This is a genomic window from Bisgaardia hudsonensis, from assembly GCF_004345785.1.
In the GTDB taxonomy this organism is placed as follows: Bacteria; Pseudomonadota; Gammaproteobacteria; order Enterobacterales; family Pasteurellaceae; genus Bisgaardia; species Bisgaardia hudsonensis.
In genome coordinates, this window is sequence record NZ_SLXI01000001.1 from 291790 (window position 1) to 305372 (window position 13583).

The 13583-nt window shown below is 33.6% G+C and carries 13 protein-coding genes; 5 read left to right on the forward strand and 8 right to left on the reverse strand.

Going from position 1 to position 13583, the window contains the following annotated elements; translation table 11 throughout:
- Positions 1 to 52: 52 nt before the first annotated feature.
- The 6 genes from manA to EV697_RS01410 form a co-directional block, all read right to left on the reverse strand.
- Positions 53 to 1249, reverse strand: a complete 1197-nt coding sequence (manA, locus tag EV697_RS01385) for a mannose-6-phosphate isomerase, class I (protein ID WP_132021796.1) — start codon at positions 1247 to 1249, stop codon at positions 53 to 55.
- Between the two features lie 9 nt (positions 1250 to 1258).
- Positions 1259 to 1714: a DUF986 family protein gene (locus tag EV697_RS01390; RefSeq protein ID WP_132021798.1), complete on the reverse strand. Its 456-nt coding sequence runs from the start codon at positions 1712 to 1714 to the stop codon at positions 1259 to 1261.
- Positions 1715 to 1790: 76 nt separating this feature from the next.
- A complete protein-coding gene (locus EV697_RS01395; RefSeq protein ID WP_132021800.1) occupies positions 1791 to 2627 on the reverse strand; it encodes a PTS mannose transporter subunit IID in 837 nt (278 codons plus the stop codon).
- A 14-nt stretch (positions 2628 to 2641) separates the two neighbouring features.
- A complete protein-coding gene (locus EV697_RS01400) occupies positions 2642 to 3442 on the reverse strand; it encodes a PTS mannose/fructose/sorbose transporter subunit IIC (protein ID WP_132021802.1) in 801 nt (266 codons plus the stop codon).
- Between the two features lie 12 nt (positions 3443 to 3454).
- Positions 3455 to 4426, reverse strand: coding sequence for a PTS mannose transporter subunit IIAB (gene manX, locus EV697_RS01405; RefSeq protein WP_132021804.1), 972 nt, complete (start codon positions 4424 to 4426; stop codon positions 3455 to 3457).
- 218 nt (positions 4427 to 4644) lie between these two features.
- The gene (locus EV697_RS01410; RefSeq protein WP_132021805.1) at positions 4645 to 4989 is read right to left on the reverse strand and encodes a DUF496 family protein; all 345 of its coding nucleotides are present in this window, start codon (positions 4987 to 4989) and stop codon (positions 4645 to 4647) included.
- 204 nt (positions 4990 to 5193) lie between these two features.
- Between EV697_RS01410 and serC the strand changes: the two genes are divergently transcribed.
- The 4 genes from serC to aroA all read left to right on the forward strand — a co-directional run bounded on the left by serC (position 5194) and on the right by aroA (position 10095).
- Positions 5194 to 6276, forward strand: a complete 1083-nt coding sequence (serC, locus tag EV697_RS01415; protein WP_132021806.1) for a 3-phosphoserine/phosphohydroxythreonine transaminase — start codon at positions 5194 to 5196, stop codon at positions 6274 to 6276.
- Between the two features lie 75 nt (positions 6277 to 6351).
- The gene (locus tag EV697_RS01420) at positions 6352 to 7572 is read left to right on the forward strand and encodes a DUF711 family protein (protein ID WP_132021807.1); all 1221 of its coding nucleotides are present in this window, start codon (positions 6352 to 6354) and stop codon (positions 7570 to 7572) included.
- Positions 7573 to 7652: 80 nt separating this feature from the next.
- Positions 7653 to 8771, forward strand: coding sequence for a histidinol-phosphate transaminase (gene hisC, locus EV697_RS01425; protein ID WP_132021808.1), 1119 nt, complete (start codon positions 7653 to 7655; stop codon positions 8769 to 8771).
- Between the two features lie 31 nt (positions 8772 to 8802).
- Complete coding sequence (gene aroA / locus EV697_RS01430) at positions 8803 to 10095, forward strand: 3-phosphoshikimate 1-carboxyvinyltransferase (RefSeq protein WP_132021809.1); 1293 nt, start codon at positions 8803 to 8805, stop codon at positions 10093 to 10095.
- 13 nt (positions 10096 to 10108) lie between these two features.
- Here the strand turns inward: aroA and recN are convergent, their stop codons facing one another.
- Both recN and EV697_RS01440 read right to left on the reverse strand, forming a co-directional pair.
- Positions 10109 to 11785 (reverse strand): DNA repair protein RecN, encoded by a 1677-nt coding sequence (recN, locus tag EV697_RS01435; protein WP_132021810.1) that lies wholly within the window; start codon positions 11783 to 11785, stop codon positions 10109 to 10111.
- A 72-nt stretch (positions 11786 to 11857) separates the two neighbouring features.
- Positions 11858 to 12772 (reverse strand): NAD(+) kinase, encoded by a 915-nt coding sequence (locus tag EV697_RS01440; RefSeq protein ID WP_132021811.1) that lies wholly within the window; start codon positions 12770 to 12772, stop codon positions 11858 to 11860.
- Positions 12773 to 12935: 163 nt separating this feature from the next.
- Between EV697_RS01440 and grpE the strand changes: the two genes are divergently transcribed.
- Positions 12936 to 13562 (forward strand): nucleotide exchange factor GrpE, encoded by a 627-nt coding sequence (gene grpE / locus EV697_RS01445; RefSeq protein ID WP_132021812.1) that lies wholly within the window; start codon positions 12936 to 12938, stop codon positions 13560 to 13562.
- The last annotated feature ends 21 nt before the right edge of the window (positions 13563 to 13583 follow it).

A 13583-nucleotide genomic window follows, 5' to 3' on the forward strand; every position in this document is an offset into this window, starting at 1 on the left:
CCTAGAAAATAATAATTCTAGGCATTCTATATTGAGTTTTTACTAAATAAAACTATGGTAATTTTGCTATGACAGCATAACCCATTTCGATACTTGATATTTGGTAATTTGTGTTAGCACTGATAAAGACTGATTCTCCTTGTTGTAGAGTAAATGATGTATTTTCTGTTTTTATATTTATTTTTCCTTGCATTACCAGTAGTATCTCTGCATCTTTTGCATTTAATTCATAGAGTTCATTTTGTGTATAATTAATATTTGTTAGTGCAAAATCGGTTGCAGGAGTAGTATAGGTAAAAATGCCCTCATCGGGTGCAGATGGGATTATTTGTGGTGTGATTTCTTCACAATTTATTATTTTTAAAAGTTCAGGAATATCTATATGTTTCGGCGTTAATCCACCACGAATAACATTATCTGATGTTGCCATTAATTCAATATTTTGACCTCGTAGATAAGCGTGTGGGATTCCCGCATCTTGATAGATTCCCTCACCTTTTTTCAGATGAACAATATTAAATAAATAAAAACAAATTAAGCCTGCATCTAGCTTATCCATAGCAATGTCCATTGCTTCTATTGTGTATAATAACCAATAGTCAGGGTTTTCTAATCCAAGTTTATTCTTTTGATATAAGTCTTGATTCGCTTTTATAATTGGCAATATCCATTGACTTAACTGTTGTTGGTTAGCTTGCATAATCTCTGCATAAAAATCTGCTAAATTTACTTTCTTTAGTTTTTCAGCGAGTGTTGTTAAAGAAGGGCGAGTATTTAAGGTTTCAATAATACTTTCTTTATTTTTAAAGCCGTGTAATAACCAAAAATCAGAAAGTGCAATCATCATTTCTGGTTTATGATTTTGATCTTTATAAGTTCTGGTTGGGGCATCTAAATTAATGCCTTTCTGATTCTCTAAATCAAAACCAATTTTAGCTTGTTTTTTCGTTGGATGTAGTTGTATAGAAAGTGGTTTTGCAACATCTAAAATTTTTAGTAAGTAGGGAAGTTCTGGTTGATTATTTTCTTGGCTAAGTGCGGTTGGATTTTCAGATAAAAATGTGAGTAATGATTTTTCTTGCCCATCAACATTGATTATTGAAGGTGCTAAACGGTGTGTACCTAACCACCATTCCGCGTAATATTGATTTTCTTCTTTTTCTATTTGTAATAGATCGGGTATATAATTTTTGCCGCCCCATACATAGTTTTGCAACTTTCCTTTTAGTTTATAAATAGCTTGCTTCATTTATTGTCCTTATTTTTTATATCCACCGAAAAAATTGACGATTTTTTCTATATCTTGAGTGTTGTCAGGGATTATGCTTAAATGTTTTGTATTCTTTAAATCAATCACAATAATATGGTTATCTGCGAGATTAACGGCTTTAATTTTATCATAGGTAATGTAAATATTTTCATAGAAGAATCCTTTTTCTTTAAACAATATTTGTGGATAACGAATAAAAGCAATATAAATACTTAAAACAATCGTCATTGATAATAGATAAATGGTAACGGTTGGAATGTTAGCTTTAGTTTGATAAAAAATGATAGCGATTAATCCTATAAAAATCAGTGAATCAATTTTTGCTCGTTTTTTTAACCGCACTTTTAATTTATTTTTTCCTTTGAGGTAATCCATACCAAATTGATCATAAAATGCGTATAAGAAGAATAAAAAGATACTAGAGAGAATAAGAATATTGATCATAATAATTTAAACTTAATAAAAAAACAGCCTTCCAGTTGTTTTACAAAAGGAAGGCTAGGATTGTGATATAAATAGATTAAGCTAGTACACCTGTTGCGGCACCTAAAATACCGATAACAAAGATACCTACGATAATCCATAAAGCATTAACACGATTGCGTAACAACCACATACAAGCAAAAGTACAAAGTAATGGTAATAGACCTGGCATTAAGCTATCTAGGATATTTTGTACCGTAGTTATTTCTAATGTGCCATCTTGTTTGTGAATTTCAGACACTACTAATGGAACAGTAATACTTGTCCATTTTTGTACTAAGGCACCCATAATAAATAAACCAAGTATTGAAGCACCTTCAGTTAATTTTTGTAGTAAACCACCGCTCATATCTTTTACTACATCTAATCCTTTCTTATAGCCATAAGTTACACCATAGTAACGAGTTGCTAAGCGTACTGCGTTGAATAAGAAAAAGAATAATAAAGGACCTAAAAGGCTACCACTAAGTGCAATACCTGCACCTAATGCTGCAAATACAGGACGTGCAGTTCCCCAGAAAATTGGATCACCTACACCTGCTAATGGTCCCATTAGACCAACTTTAATACCATTGATTGCCGCATCGTCAATTTCTTTACCGTTTGCACGTTCTTCTTCCATTGCGATAGTTACACCTAATACTGGTGCTGCCACAAATGGTTGAGTATTAAAGAATTCTAAATGGCGTTTAATCGCATCTTTGCGTTCCTGAGAATTTGGATCTGGATATAAACGTTTAATTACTGGTACCATTGAGTATGCAAAACCAAGAGATTGCATACGTTCAAAGTTCCACGAACCTTGGAATAGGTTAGAACGTATTACTACGGCATTTAAATCACTTTGTGTTATTTTTCTATTTTCTGTTGTCATTTTTTTATCCCTAATTAGTCTAATCTGTTATCAAGATTGTTATTGCCATTTGATACAACTTGTACCACTTTACTTTGATTGTATTTAGGGTGTAGTTGGATATATAACGCTGCCATAATCGCACCAAGAATACCTAATGCAACAAGGTTGAAGTCTGTAAATGCTGCAACAACAAAACCTGCATAGAAGAATGGCATTAAATGGCCTGCACGCATCATATTGATAACCATTGCATAACCTACAACAGCGATGATACCACCGGCAATTTTAAGTCCCATAGTTACTACAACAGGAATAGCACCCAACATTGCTTGTACTGTGTCAGTTCCTGCGGTTAATGCAACGATTAATGCGGGAATTGCGATACGCATTGCTTGTAGAATTAATGCACTACGATGAATCCAATCTAAGCGAGTTAAGTTACCATCTTCAATGGATTTATCTGCAGCATGTTGGAAACCAACTGTAATAGCACGAACAACATAAGTTAATACTTGTCCTGCAGCTGCAAGTGGGATAGCAATCGCAATACCAGTTGAGATATCTTGACCACCAACAATAACTAAAATAGTTGAAACTACTGAGGCTAATGCTGCATCAGGTGCTAATGCTGCACCGATATTCATCCAACCTAAAGCAAGAAGTTCTAATGAACCACCTACGATAATACCTGTTTTCATATCGCCTAATACTAAACCAATAAGTGTACAGGCAATTAGTGGGCGGTGAGTTTGAAATTCATCAAGAATAGAGCCCATACCCGAGATACAAGCTACAAGGAATACAAGAACAACTTGTAATACTGAAATTTCCATAAAATAGTTTCCTTAAATTAGATTATTTTTCTTTAATAGATCCATCATATATTGACGGCTATCATTTGATACTTTACGAACATCAAGCTCGATACCCATTGCATCAATTTCTTTAAATGCTTCAATGTCTTTATCATCAACGGATACCGCACTGGTAATCATTTTTTTACCATCTTTATAGGCAATACCACCAATGTTGATAGACTTCATATCTACGCCAGCTTTGAGTAGTTTGACTACATCAGTTGGATTAGTAAAAAGTAACATCATTCGTTCATCAGCGTACTCTGGATTGTTATAAACACGAATCATTTTTTCAACCGTAACAACATGAGCAGTTACACCAGGAGGCGCAACACTTTTAAGCATACTTGAACGCACTTCATCTTTTGCTACATCATCATTTACAACAACAATGCGTTTTACTCGGCTTTCTTTTGTCCAACGGGTTGCGACTTGACCATGGATTAGACGATCATCAATACGAGCAAGACCAACAACAAGGTTACCTTCTTTTGCAGGCTCTGTTTGTTCCACTTGATTTTGCGTTTGTTCTACGACTGGTGCTGTTTCTATGGTTTTTTCTTCATATTTTAATGCTCTAACACCCATACGACCTGTCTCAAGAGCTATATTTACTAGCTCTTTTAGCGTTGGTTTATCATCACGTCCCATAAATGTTTCTACTAGCATTGGAACATTGACGCCTGTTACCACGTCCATATTCTCTTTACCTTCTGAAACTCGATTTGCTGCGTTAAATGGACTGCCACCCCAAGTATCAACAAGAAATAAAATTTCATCACAATGTGATAATGTGTTATCAAGTTTTTCTTGATATTTTGAAATGATTGTTTCAGCATTTTCTCCTGAAACAAAGTCAATAGTAGCAACATTATCTTGCTCACCTATTAACATCTCAGTTGTCTTAAGCAGTTGCTCTGCTGCGACACCATGAGTAGCTATGATAATCCCTATAGTCATTAAGACTCCTTATTATTGAGATAGTTACTTGAAATATTTTATATAATTAAAATAAACAAAAGGGGTGTATTCTAAAGGATATACAAATAAAATAATGTGATCTGTATCACAAAAAACTAGTTGCAATCTTTTTATTTATTTTAAGAGGTGAAAGTTTAGCCAAATGAAGTGAATTTAATATGTAAAAGCGATAATTTTAAAATTATCGCTTTAATATATTATTTCATTACTTTTGAAAATAATTCAGCATGCTCTTTTTTCTTATCTTTCATTTTTGCACTAATTTCACGGCGTTGTTTAGAAAGATCAGCGTTGCGGATTGCGTAATCATCAACACGGTTTTCGTAATCATCACGCATATTTTCGATAATTGCACGAACATCATCAATTGTCATATCATTGCGTATGTATTGATTAAGATTATCTAATAATAAAATACGTTTTTGGTTATCTCGAATTTTTCTATTATTATCCTCAATATCACGACGTAGTTTATTTTTTTGTCTATACATACGCACATACTCCAATACTTCTTGGAAAGATTGTTTATTCACTGCTTCCATATTTTTCTCTCATCTAAGTTGATAAAAACAAACTCCGTATAATTTAGTCGTTTTTTCTCTAACCGTCAAAGTATTCATTGTATTTTTGAGAATAAAATCAAAAAATACCATAATTTGAAAAAATGAAGTTGATTAGCATTAGTGTAAATGCTAAAAATAACAAATTAATTTGATAAATATTAACTCAATATTAGGAAGTAAAGAATGACACAAGTATTCAATTTTAGTGCAGGTCCTGCAATGATGCCCAAAGAAGTATTACAACAAGCTCAAGCAGAATTGTTGAATTGGCAGGAACAACAAACTTCGGTAATGGAAGTGAGTCATCGTGGTAAGCTTTTTATGGATCTTATTACGCAAGCAGAACAAGATTTTCGTCAACTTTATTATATTCCTGAGAACTATAAAATTCTGTTCTTACAAGGAGGGGCAAGAGGACAATTTGCAGCCATTCCAATGAATTTAATTGGTAAGAAAAATAAAGCACTTTATTTAACAAGTGGGCATTGGTCAGCAACTGCTGCTAAAGAAGCACGCTTATTTTGTGAAATTGATGAAATTAATATTTTAGATCAAGATCCAGAATTAAAGATTAATCGCTTAGATTTCTCGGATATTGCCGAACAGTATGATTATGTTCATTACTGTCCAAATGAAACCATTAGTGGTGTAGAAATTTTTGATATTCCTAAAGTAGGCAATACAACATTGGTTGCGGATATGTCTTCCACCATTCTTTCTCGTAAAATAGATATTAGTCAGTTTGGAATCATTTATGCTGGAGCTCAGAAAAATTTAGGACCAGCAGGGATTACTATTGTCATTGTGCGTGAAGATTTAATTGGTAATGCTCGTCAAGAAACACCATCAATCTGGAATTACGCAGTGCAAGCCAAAAGTGATTCAATGATTAATACTCCACCGACATTTGCGTGGTACTTATGCTCTTTAGTATTCAAACATCTTCTTAAACAAGGTGGATTGGAAGGCGTTGAAAAATGTAATCAAGAAAAAGCTAATTTACTTTATCAATATTTAGATGAAAGTTCATTTTACAAAAATAATGTGGTAAAAAATAACCGCTCTTTAATGAATGTTACCTTTACTACTGGCAATGATGAGCTTAATGCCAAATTTGTTGCAGAAGCCACAAAAGCAGGATTACAGGCATTAAAAGGCCATAAAGTATTAGGGGGTATGCGAGCTTCTATTTATAACGCAATGCCAATTGAGGGGGTTCAAGCATTGATCCAATTTATGAAAAAATTTGAGGCGGAAAATAATTAGAAATAGGTTATTATCAGATAAATCAGGACACAATGATTTGTGTCCTTTGTTTTTATAGAGAAATGGGGAAATAAGATGAGCTATAAAAATAAATCATTATGTCGAGTAAGAACTATCACACTTTTTTTATCGTTAACGAATAACCGAGATACTTGGGAAACTATATTATATACAGCAAAAAAAGAATTTGATTTACTTGTGCCTAGCATTCAGCAAAAAGGTTATGAGGTTCAAACGATTCGTATTGTTACGAATCCCTTTGGCGAATATTTAAATCTTAGTTCTTTAGAAACGGCAAAAAGTGATCTTGCTTATCTTAAATCTTTACTCTCAAAATTAAATGAACGTGGACTAAGAGTGCGATTTGCTATTGGAGAAGCTAAAACTTCTCAAGAAATAGCATTATTACCCGAATTAATTAAAGATTATGGCGATCTCTGTAATGCTTGTGTAAATATAGATATTGATGAGAATGGCATATTAAATGATCAGTTCATTAAGCAATCAGCTCAAGCAGTAAAAAAAATTGCCGAGATAACACCGAGAGGGGAGGGAAATTTTAATTTTACAGTTAATTTTAATTGTAAACCCTTTATCCCTTATTTCCCCGCGAGTTATCATCGCAGTAATCTTGAAAATGGCTTTGTTATTGGATTTGAAACACCGGATCTTTTGGTTAAGGTATTGAAAGATATTCCCAAAGATAATCATAATAAGTTCTTAAAGGAATGTTATGAGAAGATGTTAGAAGCTTTACAATATCATATTGATGAAGTGCTATCTGCTATAAATGCGGTTAAATTATCGGGAAATTTTAAATTTGTTGGAGTTGATAGCTCTGCTGCACCATCGAAAAATTGTGCCTCAATGACAGAAGTATATCAATTAATGAATGTACCTTATTTTGGTGCGGCTGGTACGGTGGAGATTTCTTCATTATTGACGAAGGTATTTAAATCAATTCAGAATACCCCTCTGGTTGGTTTCTCTGGATTAATGCTTGCAGTAGTTGAAGATATAGGATTAGCAACTGGTACAGAAAATTCTCAATTTGATATTCGATCATTATTAACTTATAGTGCTGTTTGTGGTATAGGATTAGATACCGTGCCTATTCCAGAAAATACTTCTGCTGAAAAAATAGCGGCGTTAATGCGAGATACTGGGACGATGGCATTTCGTTTAAATAAACCTCTTACTGTGAGACTTTTTCCTATCCCAAATCGACAAGCTGGGGAAATGACTTATTTTGAGAGTGATGATTTATGTAATAGTCGTATTTTATCTGTTCCATAATATCTTAAAAAACATAATATCTTTAAAAAGTAATCATCATATAAAAGAAAATACATTATAAAAATAAAAAAGGAATAAATATGCAATTTATCAACATCGCCAATGAGGGCGTTAAATCGCTTTCTCCTTACCAAGCGGGCAAACCAATAGAAGAATTAGAAAGGGAACTTGGTATTCAAAATATCGTTAAACTGGCTTCGAATGAAAATCCATTTGGTTTTCCTGAAAGTGCGAAACAAGCTATTATTCAACAATTAAATGATCTTACTCGTTATCCTGATTCAAATGGTTTTGAGTTAAAAAAGGCTATTGCGGAAAAATTTGATTTGGATATGAGTCAAATCACCTTAGGCAATGGTTCAAATGATTTACTTGAATTATTTGCTCATACCTTTGCAAGTGAACAAGATGAGATTATCTATTCTCAATACGCATTTATTGTTTATCCTTTGGTGACGAAAGCGATTAATGCGATTGCACGAGAAGTGCCAGCAAAAAATTGGGGTCATAATTTATCTGGATTTTTAAAAGTAATTAATCAGAAAACAAAATTAATTTATATTGCAAATCCAAATAACCCGACAGGCAATTTTTTAAGCCAATCTGAAATTGAACATTTTTTATTTCAAGTACCTGAGCATATTATCGTGGTATTAGATGAGGCTTATACAGAATTTACCGCACCTGAAGAAAGAATAAATTCTTTCGCTTTAGCTAAACAATACCCTAATTTGATCATTTGTCGCACTTTTTCTAAAGCTTATGGTTTAGCTGGATTGCGTATTGGGTATGCGGTATCTCACCCTGAAATTGCAGATTTACTGAATCGAGTACGCCAACCATTTAACTGTAATTCATTGGCATTAGCCGCTGCGATAGCAGTCATTAATGATAATGAATTTGTGAAAAAAGTGGCAGAAAATAATCGTCTTGAAATGAAACGTTATGAGGATTTTTGTTTAAAACATCAGTTGCACTATATCCCGTCAAAAGCTAATTTTATTACTATTGATTTTAAACAACCTGCTAGCAAAATTTATGAGGATTTATTACGTGAAGGGGTGATTGTAAGACCTATTGCGGGTTATGGACTACCTAATCATTTACGAGTGAGTATTGGTTTACCAGAAGAAAATACGAAATTTTTTACCGCACTTACTGCAATTTTAAAAAAAATAATTATTTTAGCAACGCAGTAAAGCAAAGATTAATCATAAGGAAACGATAATAATGGAAAAAATCAAATTAGCACCAATTTCAAGAATGGAAGGAGAAATTAATTTACCGGGTTCAAAAAGCCTGTCTAATCGGGTGCTACTACTATCTGCTCTTGCTAAAGGAACAACAACAGTAACAAATTTATTAGATAGTGATGATGTTCGCCATATGCTTAATGCCTTAAAACATTTAGGGGTAAATTATCAACTTTCTAAAGATAAAACTACCTGTGAAATTGAAGGAAAAGGTGGTGTTTTGCAATGGCAAGATGGTGTTGCATTGTTTTTAGGAAACGCAGGAACCGCAATGCGTTCTTTAGCTGCCGTATTATGTTTAAAAGGGCATACCCCTAGTGAAATTATTTTGACGGGCGAACCTAGAATGAAGGAACGGCCAATAAAACATCTTGTTGACGCATTACATCAACTTGGCGCTAATATTGAGTATTTTGAAAATGAAGGTTATCCACCAGTAGTTATTCGTAATACAGGTATCCAAGGGGGAAAAGTACAAATTGATGGTTCAATTTCTTCGCAATTTTTGACCGCACTTTTAATCGTTTCTCCTTTGGCTGAAAGTGATCTCGAAATAGAAATAAAAGGCGAGTTAGTGTCTAAACCCTATATTGACATCACTCTAGCGATGATGAAAGATTTTGGGATAGAGGTAATTAATGAAAATTACCAACGATTTTTTGTCAAAGGTCAGCAATGTTACATTTCTCCGAAACAATATATGGTAGAAGGCGATGCTTCTTCTGCCTCTTATTTTTTAGCCGCTGGTGCGATTAAAGGGAAAATAAAAGTGACAGGAATTGGCAAAAATTCAATTCAAGGTGATAAACAATTTGCGGATGTATTGGAAAAAATGGGGGTAAAAATCACTTGGGGAAAGGATTTTATTCAAGCGGAGAAATCAGCACTCAAAGGCATTGATATGGATATGAATCATATTCCTGATGCGGCAATGACGATTGCAACTACGGCGTTATTTGCAGAAGGAGAAACTGTGATTCGCAATATTTATAACTGGCGAGTAAAAGAAACAGATCGCTTAACTGCAATGGCAACGGAATTACGTAAAATTGGTGCAGAGGTAGAAGAGGGGGAAGATTTTATTCGTATTCAACCACTTGAGTTAGATAGATTTAAAGAAACAGAAATTGAAACCTATAATGATCATCGAATGGCTATGTGCTTTGCTTTAGTGGCATTATCCAATACTTCGGTTACTATTTTAGATCCAAATTGCACTTCAAAAACATTCCCAAGTTTTTTCGAAAAGTTCTTGGGAATGGTTGTGTAGAAATGAAAGTTTGTTAGGCAACTAAATTTAATAACTCTTCCGCATTTGCTAATGCACTTTCTGTGATTTTACTACCACCGAGTAATTTAGCGAGAGCTTTTACTCGCTGTGGTTGTGAAAGTGCGGTCATTTTAGTTTCTGTTTTATTATCAACAGTTAGTTTCTCTACTGAAAAATGATGATGTCCACAAGAGGCGACTTGCGGCAGATGGGTAACACAAATAACTTGGCATTTTTCACCTAAATGGCGTAATAATTTTCCGACGACGTTTGCGGTAGCTCCACTTATACCGACATCAATTTCATCAAAAATTAAGGTTGGAATAGAGGATTGATCCGAGGTTAATACTTGAATGGCTAGTGCAATACGAGAGAGCTCGCCACCAGATGCGACTTTTGCGAGTGGTTGTGCTGATTGCCCGAGATTACTACGTAAATTAAAGATAATATTATCAGCACCATTAGCGGTAATTTTACTATTATCGGTATTTACAGCGATTGAAAATTCTGCATTTTCCATTGCCAATTTTTTAATTGATTTTGTTACTTGTTGTGCTAGTTTCTCTGCACCTTGTAAGCGACTTTTATAAAGATTTTCGGCATTTTTTTGCATTGCTTTATAAGCCTGTTGTTCTTGTTTAATTAGTTTTTCTTCGCTTTCTGAAAAATCAATAAGAGAGTTAAGCTGATCTTTAAGATCTTGATGAAATTTAACAAGATTTTCTGGTTTTATATTGTGTTTTTTAGCTAATTGAATAGCTTGTCCAATACGTTGTTCAATTTCTTGTAATCTCGTTGGATCTTGTTCAATATTAGCTGATAAATGTTGAATTTCGCTAGTGGCTTCTTGAATTTGAATAAGGGCCTCTTCCAGCATTTTTTGTGCATCAGAATAATTTTGATCTAATAGACATAATTCAGTGACATATTGAGCTGTTTTATAGAGTAGTGTATCAATATTGACACTTTCATTTTCACTTAATAATTGCAAGGCTGATTGTGATAAAGCAGTAAGTTCTTCACTACTTGAAAGTCGAGTATGCTCTTCTTCTAATTCTAGGTATTCGTTTTCTTTTAAAGCGAAATGATCAAGTTCTTCTACTTGATATTGTAGAAGCTGTTTTTTAGCTTCATTTTCAGCACATTTTTGTTGGAAAGTTTTCACTTGAAGTTGTAAATCTTTCCAAGTGCGGTAGCTTTCTTGCATATTTTTTATAAGGTGATTATGTGCACAAAATTTATCTATAAGTTGTAGTTGATGATCATTTTTTAATAGTTGCTGAGAGGCGTGCTGACCATTGATCTGAATGAGAAATTGTCCAATTTCTTTGAGTAAATTTACTGAAACTGGAATACCGTTAATGAAAGCTTTCGAACGCCCATCTGAATTAATAATACGACGTAAAATACAGTTTTCGGGAATTTCTGTATCTTGTAGTTCATGTTCTTGCAGCCATTGATAAGCTGGATTATCCGTTTTTATTTGAAAACTAGCACAAATATCGGCTCTATCTTGCCCTTCTCGTAACATTGAACTTTCAGTACGTTGTCCTAAGCATACACCTAAAGCATCAATGGCAATGGATTTACCAGCTCCCGTTTCCCCTGTGATAACAGACATTCCTTGAGATAATTCAATATTTAATTGGCGAACAATAGCAAAATTATTAATAGTTAATTGTGTAAGCATAACTACTCCTTTACTGTATATGATGACAGTTTACAACTGTTTTTATATACAGTAAAGTTTTTTTTATAATTTTTATGCTCCGTGTTTTAGCCAGCCTAATTTACTACATAATACATTGTAATAATTATAATTTTTTAAGTGTAATAGGCAAAGTTTATCATTACTTTTTTTAATATGTACAATATCATCAGGTGTAAACGGAAGGGTGATTTGACTATCGCAACCTACTTCTAATTGTGATGAGTTATATTCTGCAAAACGAACAGAAATTTGACTATCTCCATCAATCACTAATGGTCTTGATGATAAGGTATGAGGATACATAGGAACAAGAGAAATGGCATTAAGTTTTGGGGTTAAGATCGGTCCACCAGCAGATAAGGAGTAAGCTGTTGAGCCTGTTGGCGTTGAGATAATCAGACCATCTGATTTTTGTGAAAATGCAAAATTACCATTGATATAAACATGAAAATCGATCATATGAGCAATTTTAGCTGGGTGAATAACCGCTTCATTTACAGCATTACCTGTGGCAATAATTTTACCTTCTCTTTCGATACAAGCTTCCAGTAAGAAACGTTCTTCTACAAAAAATTCACCATCCTTTAGACAGGATTCCAGTTGGGCATAAGCATTTTTAGGATCAATATCAGTTAAAAAACCTAAATTACCACGATTAATTCCGATCAGTGCTATGTTATATTTTGCTAAGATTCTAGCTCTTCCTAGCATATTACCATCACCACCAATGACGATAGCAAGTTGAGCTTGTTCACCTATTTGTTCAATACTCGCAAGATGTTTTTCTGGCAAGGATAACATTTTGCCAATTTCGTATTCTACGAGAACTTGATAGCCTTTTTCTGAAAGCCATTGAAACAAATTCTTGTGCATTTGTAAGGTTGTATCTCGGCGTGGTTTACCAAGAAGTCCTATTGTATGAAAAGAAATATGTAATTCGTTATTATTAAAATTATGCTTAAGCATATTAATTCCACATTATAGTAGATGAACTACTCTTGAATTAAGAAAATTAGTCGTTATATTACACATAAAGCATATCAGTTTCTAGTTATTCTGAATGATGAAACTGTTAATTTTTATGTTTTTTGTTACAATACCTCAAATTTTTTGATAAATGGAGAAAAGAATGTCAGAACAAGAGCAAAAGATTGATAATGAAAATAATTTAGATCTTGAACAAGAAAATAATCAAAGTGAGGCAATGGAAGCTGTTGAAAGTGAGGTTGAAGACACTCAAAATATTGATGTTCAAAATGATGAGGAACAAGATGTTTTGGAAGAGGCAATTGCTCGTGTTCAAGAATTAGAAGCACAATTACAAGAAGCGAGCAAGAAAGAGCAAGAAATTGTACTGAGAACAAGAGCTGAGATTGATAATATGCGTCGTCGTGCCGAACAAGATGTGGAAAAGGCACATAAATTTGCTTTAGAAAAATTTGCTAAAGATTTATTAGAAACGATTGATAATTTAGAAAGGGCTTTAATGACCGCTGAAAATGTAGAAGGTGAAGCGATTAAAGCTTTGGTTGATGGAGTTGATTTAACCTTAAAAGGCTTATTGTCAACAGTAGCGCGTTTTGGTGTAGAACCAGTTGGTATTGTTGGTGATGTGTTTAACCCAGATCTACATCAAGCGATTTCAATGCAACCAACAGAAGGTTTTGAAACAAATCAAATTACTACTGTGTTGCAAAAAGGCTATTTGTTAAATGGTCGAGTCATTCGTCCTGCAATGGTAATGGTTGCAGCATAGTTATTCTTTTATCATATAAAC

What these genes read in the sequence shown, in the direction of transcription:
- EV697_RS01390 (WP_132021798.1), bottom strand. Translation starts at nt 1,714, where the DNA reads ATGATCAATATTCTTATTCTCTCTAGTATCTTTTTATTCTTCTTATAC.
- EV697_RS01400 (WP_132021802.1), bottom strand. Translation starts at nt 3,442, where the DNA reads ATGGAAATTTCAGTATTACAAGTTGTTCTTGTATTCCTTGTAGCTTGT.
- EV697_RS01395 (WP_132021800.1), bottom strand. Translation starts at nt 2,627, where the DNA reads ATGACAACAGAAAATAGAAAAATAACACAAAGTGATTTAAATGCCGTA.
- aroA (WP_132021809.1), top strand. Translation starts at nt 8,803, where the DNA reads ATGGAAAAAATCAAATTAGCACCAATTTCAAGAATGGAAGGAGAAATT.
- serC (WP_132021806.1), top strand. Translation starts at nt 5,194, where the DNA reads ATGACACAAGTATTCAATTTTAGTGCAGGTCCTGCAATGATGCCCAAA.
- recN (WP_132021810.1), bottom strand. Translation starts at nt 11,785, where the DNA reads ATGCTTACACAATTAACTATTAATAATTTTGCTATTGTTCGCCAATTA.
- grpE (WP_132021812.1), top strand. Translation starts at nt 12,936, where the DNA reads ATGTCAGAACAAGAGCAAAAGATTGATAATGAAAATAATTTAGATCTT.
- EV697_RS01410 (WP_132021805.1), bottom strand. Translation starts at nt 4,989, where the DNA reads ATGGAAGCAGTGAATAAACAATCTTTCCAAGAAGTATTGGAGTATGTG.
- EV697_RS01420 (WP_132021807.1), top strand. Translation starts at nt 6,352, where the DNA reads ATGAGCTATAAAAATAAATCATTATGTCGAGTAAGAACTATCACACTT.
- manX (WP_132021804.1), bottom strand. Translation starts at nt 4,426, where the DNA reads ATGACTATAGGGATTATCATAGCTACTCATGGTGTCGCAGCAGAGCAA.
- hisC (WP_132021808.1), top strand. Translation starts at nt 7,653, where the DNA reads ATGCAATTTATCAACATCGCCAATGAGGGCGTTAAATCGCTTTCTCCT.
- EV697_RS01440 (WP_132021811.1), bottom strand. Translation starts at nt 12,772, where the DNA reads ATGCTTAAGCATAATTTTAATAATAACGAATTACATATTTCTTTTCAT.
- manA (WP_132021796.1), bottom strand. Translation starts at nt 1,249, where the DNA reads ATGAAGCAAGCTATTTATAAACTAAAAGGAAAGTTGCAAAACTATGTA.